The organism is Photorhabdus viridis (assembly GCF_040256935.1).
Taxonomy (GTDB): Bacteria; Pseudomonadota; Gammaproteobacteria; order Enterobacterales; family Enterobacteriaceae; genus Photorhabdus; species Photorhabdus viridis.
Genome location: NZ_JBEJZY010000084.1, coordinates 1 through 7,745, shown reverse-complemented (window position 1 = coordinate 7,745; position 7,745 = coordinate 1). Strand labels below are relative to the sequence as shown.

The 7,745-nt window shown below is 52.6% G+C and carries 9 protein-coding genes and 1 pseudogene; 7 read left to right on the top strand and 3 right to left on the bottom strand.

What is annotated here, in order from left to right; translation table 11 throughout:
• Window positions 1–63: 63 nt before the first annotated feature.
• Both ABR397_RS21535 and ABR397_RS21530 read right to left on the bottom strand, forming a co-directional pair.
• Window positions 64–1,036, bottom strand: a pseudogene (locus ABR397_RS21535) (Rpn family recombination-promoting nuclease/putative transposase).
• 138 nt (window positions 1,037–1,174) lie between these two features.
• Window positions 1,175–1,462, bottom strand: a complete 288-nt coding sequence (locus tag ABR397_RS21530) for a hypothetical protein (protein WP_350307502.1) — start codon at window positions 1,460–1,462, stop codon at window positions 1,175–1,177.
• Window positions 1,463–1,621: 159 nt separating this feature from the next.
• Between ABR397_RS21530 and ABR397_RS21525 the strand changes: the two genes are divergently transcribed.
• From ABR397_RS21525 to ABR397_RS21495, 7 genes are all read left to right on the top strand, one after another.
• Window positions 1,622–2,494, top strand: a complete 873-nt coding sequence (locus ABR397_RS21525; protein WP_350307501.1) for an alpha/beta fold hydrolase — start codon at window positions 1,622–1,624, stop codon at window positions 2,492–2,494.
• A gap of 41 nt (window positions 2,495–2,535) precedes the next feature.
• Complete coding sequence (ada, locus tag ABR397_RS21520) at window positions 2,536–3,600, top strand: bifunctional DNA-binding transcriptional regulator/O6-methylguanine-DNA methyltransferase Ada (RefSeq protein ID WP_350307500.1); 1,065 nt, start codon at window positions 2,536–2,538, stop codon at window positions 3,598–3,600.
• The gene (locus tag ABR397_RS21515) at window positions 3,597–4,328 is read left to right on the top strand and encodes a 2OG-Fe(II) oxygenase (protein WP_350307499.1); all 732 of its coding nucleotides are present in this window, start codon (window positions 3,597–3,599) and stop codon (window positions 4,326–4,328) included. The genes ada and ABR397_RS21515 overlap by 4 nt, the downstream gene beginning before the upstream one ends.
• A gap of 4 nt (window positions 4,329–4,332) precedes the next feature.
• Window positions 4,333–5,001 (top strand): DNA oxidative demethylase AlkB, encoded by a 669-nt coding sequence (gene alkB, locus ABR397_RS21510; RefSeq protein ID WP_350307498.1) that lies wholly within the window; start codon window positions 4,333–4,335, stop codon window positions 4,999–5,001.
• Window positions 5,002–5,010: 9 nt separating this feature from the next.
• The gene (locus tag ABR397_RS21505; protein WP_350307497.1) at window positions 5,011–5,484 is read left to right on the top strand and encodes an Ada metal-binding domain-containing protein; all 474 of its coding nucleotides are present in this window, start codon (window positions 5,011–5,013) and stop codon (window positions 5,482–5,484) included.
• 219 nt (window positions 5,485–5,703) lie between these two features.
• A complete protein-coding gene (locus ABR397_RS21500; RefSeq protein ID WP_350307496.1) occupies window positions 5,704–6,150 on the top strand; it encodes an ester cyclase in 447 nt (148 codons plus the stop codon).
• A gap of 161 nt (window positions 6,151–6,311) precedes the next feature.
• Entirely contained in the window at window positions 6,312–6,986 is a 675-nt protein-coding gene (locus tag ABR397_RS21495; RefSeq protein ID WP_350307495.1) for an alpha/beta hydrolase, read from the top strand.
• Between the two features lie 60 nt (window positions 6,987–7,046).
• On the opposite strand, the gene ABR397_RS21490 is transcribed toward ABR397_RS21495, so the two are convergent.
• On the bottom strand, window positions 7,047–7,745 hold a 699-nt coding region (locus ABR397_RS21490), incomplete at its 5' end, for an aldo/keto reductase (RefSeq protein WP_350307494.1).

Below are 7,745 nucleotides of genomic sequence, written 5' to 3'. Positions count from 1 at the left end.
TAAAAAGGGCGTTAGTTGCTGCGGCTGACGACGCCCTTAATGGGATTCTTTCTGGTGTCAGAATCAATGACGGATCTGCGCCAACTCGTCTTCAGATAAGCCAGTCGCTTCGAGAACAGCCTCGCGAGGCATCCCCATTTTCAAAAGGCTGTGGGCAACGTCGAGTTTACCCAGCCGCACACCTTCTTCACGCCCTTTCTGTTCACCCAGCCGCACGCCTTCTTCAAGTCCTTTCTGTTCACCTAACTGCATCCCTTTCCGAATCCCGCGTTGTTCGCCCTCGAGGCGGAGTTTTTCAGCAATAGTCATCAGAGCTTCCTCATGCTGTGGCACACGTGATGCCAGAGTGTTTAGCAAAGCAGCCGGATCGTGAGATTCTCCCGCCTGCAGCATATAGTTTATCACAGATATCAACTGTTCCTGAGTGGTATATCCTTCCAACAACAATGTTACCAGCTGGTCAAGCAGCTCAGTCAGATCACGCTGGCGAATGTGTTTCTGCAACATTTCGAGCACAGCCATACGACGATGTTTCATTATTTCGTCGTCCGGAATAACGGTAATATCAACCAGTGGAAAATCTTTATTGTACAACTCGCCGGCAAGTTCCGGATCATCGAACTCCAAAAGCCAATTCATCGGATACGGATACGGACTGATCTTTCCTTGGTAGAATAGTACGGGTATCACCAACGGTAACGTTTTATGACCAGCATTAAGATGACGTTGCATGGCAGCAATGGCATAACGCAACATCCGAAAAGCCATGTGTTTATCAGGCGAGCTTTGATGTTCAATCAGACAGTATACATAACCGTCACCCTTACCCGTTTTTAGTGAATACAAAGTCACTGTAGTATGGCCGCAGATCGTCTTCAATGAAGCTTCCCGATACCAGTTGCAGCGTATTCAGATCACAAACCTTCAGCAGAGTTAGTGGCAAATGGAACTGTAGAAAATCTCTGGCCGTATCTGGATGTGTCAGAAACTGCTTAAAAATAGCATCATGTAATGTTGGCGTAGTGTTCTTCTTTATTGTTCATCATATCCCTGTAACCCCGATACTCATTTTAACATATCCTTGATCACTTGTTTGCAGCTTTCGCCTTCACAGGTGCGGGCTTTATGCGCAAAATTGTCCAGCTCATTCACGCTCAGATAGTTATTCTCAATATCAACCTTTTGTTAGAGAAAAAATATTCTCATTCCTTCCTAGTGCAACAATCTCACAGCCAGGATCATCGAAAGCACCTAATATCATTAAAACGATGCCATTATGTTGCCAAATGAAATTTGCCCAATCTGAAATATGTCGAATTTGTGTTATATGGAGAGCGTAAAAAAGTGCGGGGCATTTATGTAGCAAAGCAGCTAAAGAAGCCACTTTAACGTATAAGTATTCATGGGCCGATAATGGGTAATAGTCCGGTTGAATTGCCCACTTTACCGCTAAATAACTCAAGTGCCCCAGACTTTTTTATGCTCTCCTGACACGACTGACCTGAAAAATTAAAAAGCAAGAGACGGAGTGTTCCTCATGGCAATTGGGCGAATACTGGCGCCGTTCTGACAGACATAACGTCCTGGCCAACCGGCCTTAATTAAATGCATGAGGTGAAACATGACGTATTCCGAATTCAATGCACTCCGCCAGACGGTCATCGTACCCGAAGGAACCATCAGCTACGTTGAACGGGGCGAAGGTCCGGTGGCGCTTTTTGTGCACGGCCTGATGGTCAATGGGTACCTCTGGCGTCATCAGCTGGCCGCGCTGTCTGATACTCGCCGGTGCGTCGCGCCGGATTTACTGGCACACGGGCACACGGAGACCCCGCTCAATCAGGACGTATCCTTTGAAGCTCAGGCTGAGATGCTGGCACATTTTCTTGACGCGCTTCACGTTGACCGGGCAGATCTGGTTGCCAGCGACAGCGGCGTGGGCGTGGTGCAGGTATTTGCCGTCCGCTATCCATCACGGGTACGTAGCCTGACGCTGACCAATGGCGATGTGCATGATAACTGGCCGCCGCAATCATTTTCCGGCTTCCTGGACATGGTCAAGGCCGGCGGACTGGGTGACACCTTGCGTGGCATGGTCAGCCATCCGGAAAATTACCGCGCCGAATCCGGCTTTGGTCTGGCTTATGCCCGCCCGGAAGCCGTCGCAGATGAGACCGTTCAAGCTTATATCGCCCCACTGCTCCGCAGTGAAGATACCATTGAAAATCTCAAGCGCTTCGTGCTGGCGTTTGACAATCAGCAGACGGTCCGTATTGAAAAGGCGCTCCAGCAGCTCCGTGTCCCCGCACTGGTTGTATGGGGAACGGACGATCCGTTTTTCTCCGTCGATTGGGCCCGCTGGCTGGTGAAAACACTGCCTGAAGCGACCGATAGTCTGGAACTGAGTGGGCAGCGCATGCTCTTCCCGGAAGAGCAGCCCGACGTGTTCAACGCCGCGTTGCGCACTCACTTTCAGCAAACGTCAGAGCACTGAAACGCCGGAACATTCCCGGCTCCACACGACAGGTTATACACATGAACACATTTTCATCATGGACTACGGACGATGCGCGCTGGCAGGCCATCGTCGATCGTGATAAGGCCGCGGATGGCCATTTCGTTTATGGCGTACGCACCACCGGTGTGTATTGCCTGCCGTCTAGCGCTGCCCGTTTACCCAGACGTGAAAACGTCGAGTTTTTCGACACGCCTGAGGTGGCGGAACAGCAGGGATACCGGCCGAGCAAGCGGTTGCGCCGCGGACAGCCGGCTATGGAAAACAGCCATGCGGCAAAAATCGCCGACGCGTGCCGCTTTATTGAACAGAGTGAAGATGACGCGAAGCTGGCAGAGATCGCCGCCCATGTGGGGATGAGTACCTATCATTTCCACCGGCTTTTTAAGGCGACAACCGGGCTAACTCCTAAGGCGTACGCCAGCGCGCACCGGAGTCAGCGACTGCGCGATAGCCTGAACGGTTCAGGCAGCGTGACCGATGCCATCTTCGACGCCGGTTTCAATTCAAACAGCCGGTTTTACGAAACCTCATCCGCGATGCTCGGTATGACACCGAAAGCCTGGCGGGCGGGCGGTAAAGGGACGCAAATTTATTTTGCACTCGGTATTTGCTCACTCGGTGACATTCTGGTGGCGCAAAGCGAAAAAGGCATCTGCGCGATTCTGCTTGGCGATGATGCCAGTCAGCTGCTGCAGGACTTACAGAATAAGTTTCCCGAAGCTGACCTCGTGGGCGGCGACCCGCAGTTTGAGCAGTTGGTATCACATGTGGTTGGATTCATTGAGGCGCCGGAAATCGGACTGGATCTTCCACTGGACATCCGGGGGACGGCGTTTCAGCAGCGAGTCTGGCAGGCGTTGCGAGAAATTCCGGTGGGCGCGACTGTCAGCTACGCCGATATTGCCCGGCGGATCGGCTCGCCAAAAGCTGTGCGGGCCGTGGCAGGCGCCTGCGCCGCCAACATGCTCGCAGTGGCGATCCCCTGCCACCGGGTGGTAAGAAATGACGGTGCGCTGTCCGGATACCGCTGGGGCGTTGAACGCAAGCGTGCGCTGTTAAATAAAGAGACTAAGGCATCATGAATATACAAGAGACACTGTATCAGCAGACCGGGAAAAGACTGCAGGATATCGACTGGACGGACGTCAGTTCACAGCTGACCGCCTACGGGTGTGCACGTCTGAAGGGCGTGTTGCCGCCTGAAGTCTGCGACGAACTGGTGGGGTTATATCCGCAGACAGACAGATTCCGGACGCATATTCATCTGGCCAGGCACGGCTTCGGCAAGGGTGAGTACAAGTATTTCAGCTATCCGCTGCCAGATATAATCACGACTCTGCGCAGGGATCTGTATCCCGGTCTGGCGGACATTGCCAACCAATGGAATGAGCTGATGAATATAGATGTCCGTTACCCGTGCACACATCAGGAATATCTGGACAGGTGCCACGCCGCGGGCCAGGACAGGCCAACTCCGCTGTTGCTGCAGTACGGCGAGGGGGATTACAACTGTCTCCACCAGGATCTGTACGGTGAGCTGGTTTTCCCCCTTCAGGTGGCCTTTCTGCTTTCGGCTCCGGAAGAGGACTTCACCGGCGGGGAGTTCGTGATGACCGAACAGCGCCCGCGCATGCAGACTCGTCCGGAGGTGGTTAGCCTGAAAAAGGGGGATGCGGTGATTTTCGCCGTGCATCACCGTCCTGTTCAGGGCACCAGGGGGATTTACCGGGTCAATATGCGACACGGCGTCAGTAAAATCCGCAGCGGCCGGCGTCATACTTTAGGCGTGATCTTTCACGACGCGCAGTAACAACATGATAGAAGACCTGTTTGCGAATGACGACAGCGTGCCCCGTCAGTGGCGGGAAGCGCTTTGCCCCGGGGCGGTAATACTGCGGGGTTTTGCCGCGGACAGCACGCCGCAACTATTTCAGGACATCGCGAAAGTGGCTTCCCTTTCGCCTTTCCGGCATCTGATAACGCCGGGGGGACACCGGATGTCCGTGGGCATGACCAGCTGCGGCTCCCTGGGCTGGATGAGTGATGAGTTCGGGTATCGCTACACTCCTGCAGATCCGCTAACCGGGCGTCCCTGGCCAGCGATGCCGAAGCTTTTCCGCCAGCTGGCCGAAGAAGCGGCGGCATCGGCCGGTTATCCACATTTTCGCCCGGATGCCTGTCTGGTGAATCGTTATTCACCCGGTGCGCGACTGACGCTGCATCAGGATAAAAATGAGCGCGACATGACGCAGCCCATTGTGTCGGTTTCGCTGGGGCTAGCAGCCACATTTGTATTCGGCGGCGCTGAGCGGGGAGATCCCTGTCGGCAGTTCCCACTGACACAGGGGGACGTTATGATCTGGGGCAATCAAGCAAGGCTTAATTATCACGGCGTATTGCCGCTCAAAGACGCGTTGCCGCCCTGGCCCTGCCGTGAGCCGGTGCGCTATAACCTGACGTTCCGGCGGGTCATGCCTGCCTGAGGATATATTATGGAACTGACGCAGGAGAAGAACCTGCTGACGGATATCGCCGCCCTGCTGGGGGAAATGGTGATCCGCTGTCATCTTCAGGGACTGAGGGTTTGCGATGAGAGCCTCAGGTCCCAGCTTGGCTCGTTTAATCTCGGAAACGATCCCTACTGGGATGCCATCCGGCATCATGCACTGACGATTCTTAATGAGGAATGGCACAGAATGGACAAGAAACGCTGGACATTGACAGGACGTGACGGGCTGCCCTACGAAAGCGATACGCCGGGGCTGCTGGGCGGACACCGCGGAAATAAAATCTACGGACGGATGAACTGCCCGTCCGCGCTTCGTGCTCTCGCGCAGGGTCATTACGTGCGGCAGCGGGTTTTTTTTGCAGATGAAAGCACCGCCATCGCTGCCGGATACCGGCCGTGCGGGAGCTGCATGAAAGAAGAATATCTGCAGTGGAAACAAAAACAACCGAAAAAATAACGTAGTCCGCAAAAAATTAATACTGCCATTATCAAGACGCCATATAAGGACAATCTTCTTTATGGCGTTTTTTGTATCGGATGAGAAACACTTATCAATTCGAAATGAATAATAAGTCATATAGCAAGAAACAGAGATTTTGATGGCGATAATGGCGGTAATCTTTATTTCGTGGCAAATAAATTCCACATTTAAACTGATTATCAGGAGTAACGCATTATGAGCAAGAATAAAGAACTCGTCGCCAAATGGTTTGATTCTGTCTGGGGCGCGAATTACAACCCTGAAGTCATCCGCGAGCTGGCTGCCGACGACATTTTCTTCCATTACCCAATGCACGGTGAATTCCGCGGTCCTGAAGCTGTTATCGCTATGCTCAGTGACTTCCGTGAATCTTTTGAAAATCTGAACTTTTGGGCAACCGGCGAGTTGATCGAAGAAGGCAATAAAGTGGTTGCTACATGGGATGGCGGCGGCACGCATACCGGTAAGGCCTTCACGGAATCACCGTTCGGTGGCCCGCTGCCGGCTAATTCAGGGAAAGTGATCCGCTTCACCGGCACGACTATTATTGAAATTGAAAACGGTAAAGTGAAGTCTGAAGTCGGACAGGAAGGCGCGATTGATGCTCTGCTGCAGATGGGACTGGTTCAAAAAACCAGTTAATTCTGCGAAAGCCTGGTTTCGCCTGACGTTATTTTAAAGCAGGTTTAAGCTGCAGACATGCCAGGCGACAGCGGCACCTGATATTACCCTCAAGAGTTTTGAAGCCGGAAATAGTGTCTGTTTCCGGCTTTTTTCGTCACAGAAGAGTCAGGAAGAAAGATATGAATGATCTCTCAGTTAACATTCAGGAAAACCCTGACCGGTATCCCCCTCCCCTTTCAAAGACATACGAACTGAAGTTAGATGAAGGTACGGGTTCTGTAAATATCCCCGAGAGAGAGACAACCGAACCCATGCCCGTAATAATATTCCTGCATGGCGCGGCCCATGCAGACGGTGGAGCTCTGGCATACCTGCTGCAGTCCGTAAATTCCCGGCGTTTTATTCTTTTAGCACCCTCTGCTCACCGGGATTCGTGGGATATATTAAGGGGGGGATGGGGGCCGGATATTACCTCGGTGAACCGCCTGCTTAACTGGCTGCGGGCACGCTATCGCGTCAACGACGAAGGCATCAGCGTTATGGGTTTTTCTGACGGGGCGTCATATGCTCTGAGTCTCGGATTGCGAAGTCCCGCGATAGCACGGATTGCGGCTCTGTCACCCGGATTTTATCTGGGAAATCTGCGCCAGGACCTGCCTGTATTTATTGGACACGGCGTAAACGATGCTGTACTGCCATACAGCGGGGCGTTACGGATAAAAGCAGAGTTTGAAAGTGGTGGCTCAGAAGTGAGTTTTGTATCCCACAAAATGGGGCATAGTTGTCCGGATGAGTCAATAAAAGCTGCGCTGACGTTTTGTCTTTGCATAAACGCTAAGGGCAAACATTGGTAAAAAAACGGCCGCCTGTTCTGACGGCCGCTGCTTACAGTTGGCAGGTCATTATCTGTTATATCAGGCGCCGGGGCCCTGAGTTTCCGGCGCTTCCTGACCCAGCCGATCAAGCAATTGAAATTCTTCATCCGTCAGTTGAACGCTGGCTGCGGCTACGTTCTCTTCAAGATGTTTTACTTTTCCGGTCCCGGGAATAGGAAGCAGAACAGGACTGCGCTTAAGCACCCACGCAAGGGCAATCTGGCTGGGACTGCAGTTTTTCTCTCTGGAAAGCTTATCAAGCAGTGAACCCGGTTTTGCAAGGTCACCTGCGCCTAACGGGAACCATGGGATAAAGCCAATATTATTATCGGAACAGTAATCCAGTACGCTCTCGTGCGTTTTCGTCACCAAATTGAACATATTTTGCACAGAAACTACCGGGAAATATCGCTGCGCTGTTTTAATCTGCTCAATGTTGACTTCGCTCAGACCTACATGGCGAATGAGCCCTTCTTTCTGCATTTCAGCAATGACGCCAAACTGCTCATCCTCCGGAACAAGCGGGTCCACGCGATGAAGCTGCCACAGCCCAATTTGTTCCAGACCCAGCTTCCTCAGGCTCATCAGCACCGTCTGACGCAGATATTCTGGTCGTCCCACAGGTTTCCAGACGTTCGGGCCATGTCGCGTAAATCCTCCCTTGGTTGCAATCAGCAGACCGTCAAACGGAGACAGGGCTTCACGAATGAGTTCTTCACTGATATCAGGACCATAACG